Consider the following 1,478-nt stretch of genomic DNA (forward strand, 5'->3'; position numbering starts at 1 on the left):
AACATCACATATCTTTCCCCGCCCTATGTGTCACACAACAGCCTGACACATAGGGACGCCGGGGGTGGTTCGTCCGGATGCGGGTGTCCCTTGCCAGATACCCCGATGCCCACAGGCGGCTGTGACTCAGTAGAGCTCGAGGATCGCTTCCAGTGCCCGCAGAATCTGGGCGTCGTTGTCCTGGTGGCCGGCGACCTGCACGGTCTCGGTGATTCCGTCGTGGGTTATTGTGAAGTGCCCTGCGACGAACCTGGCGGTCACGCCGGCTTTGCTGGCTTTGCGGATCTTGACCATCATGATCACTCGTGGGTCTTTCTGCCTTCCATGAACATGGCGGGCCTCGATGCATAAAGGGATCATCTGCCATCAGGGTCGGTCTTTCTGTCGCGGCTGGGCAGTGCCGAACGTCCCCTCGGGCAGAAGTCGGGACGAAAGGCCCGGCTTCCGCTGGCGGATGCGAAAGACATGCTCCGGCAGTCCATTGATCAGGTCTCCGGGGACATCCAACCTCCGGCCCCGGGGGAGGGCTAGCCGAGGGCGGCGTCGACGGTGACGAAGCCGTAGCCTGCCGCCCGGAGCTGGGAGATCACTTGCGGGAGGGCAGCAGCGTCGAGTGTTGAACCGTCGTCCGGGTTCGATCCGAGGTGCATCAGGACGATCTCGCCGGGCTGGGCGGAAGCCATGACGCGCTGGACGACGAAGCCCGGTCCGCGCGTTCCGCTCAACGTGCCTTGCCAGCCCAGGGTGTCGACGGTCCACCGGAGCGCCGCGTAGCCGGCGGCGTTGACGTCTGCGATCGTCCGGGAATCGCGGGCGCCGAACGGGAAGCGGAAGAACGGGCGAGGCTCGCCACCAGCGGCCTCGATGGCCCTCTGCGCGCTGTTGATCTCGGCCGCGATCTGGGCGTCGGTCAGGGTCGTGAAGTCCGGGTGGGTCATTGAGTGGTTGCCGATCCGATGCCCCGCGTTGTAGATCAGCGCCGGGTCGGAGGGGAACTGGTTGACCCAGTCTCCGGTGAGGAAGAAGGTGCCTGGGACGCCGTTGGCTGCAAGGGTGGCGAGGATCGACCGGAGGCCGGCGTCGTTGGCACCGGCGTCGAACGTAAGCGCGACGACCTTTTGCGTGGTCGGAATGCGCTCAAGGTCCACGCCCAGGAGCGCCGATGGGACGCTGGTGTAGATGACCTCGGCCCTGCCGCTGGCCGCGTGCCACAGGATCGAACCATGCTGGAAATCGCTACGGCGCCCGCCCGTGATGCCGTACTCGCCGCTGGTGGGGTAGCCGAGCCGGCTGCGCTCCCAACCGAGGGCCGCCCACTGGGCCCAGATGGCTCCATACACCTCGTGGGCTCCCGTGGCGGGCGACCAGTGGATCGACGAGCCGGCGTTCGTGCCGCTGAAGTGGTTATACCGGCCGACCCCGTCGGGGGTGGCGGTTTCGTCGGTGAGCGGGAGGCCGAGTATGCCGGCGGGGCCGCC

At 66.6% G+C, this 1,478-nt stretch carries 2 protein-coding genes; both read right to left on the reverse strand.

All coding sequences use genetic code 11. From position 1 onward, the window contains the following. Positions 1-126 precede the first annotated feature (126 nt). Positions 127-303, reverse strand: a complete 177-nt coding sequence (locus ACYSM9_RS21810; protein WP_461859034.1) for a hypothetical protein — start codon at positions 301-303, stop codon at positions 127-129. Between the two features lie 224 nt (positions 304-527). Then, positions 528-1,478 (reverse strand): polysaccharide deacetylase family protein (locus ACYSM9_RS21815; protein WP_461859035.1); only part of this gene is annotated, 951 nt, incomplete at its 5' end.

Source organism: Arthrobacter sp. C152 (assembly GCF_054890965.1).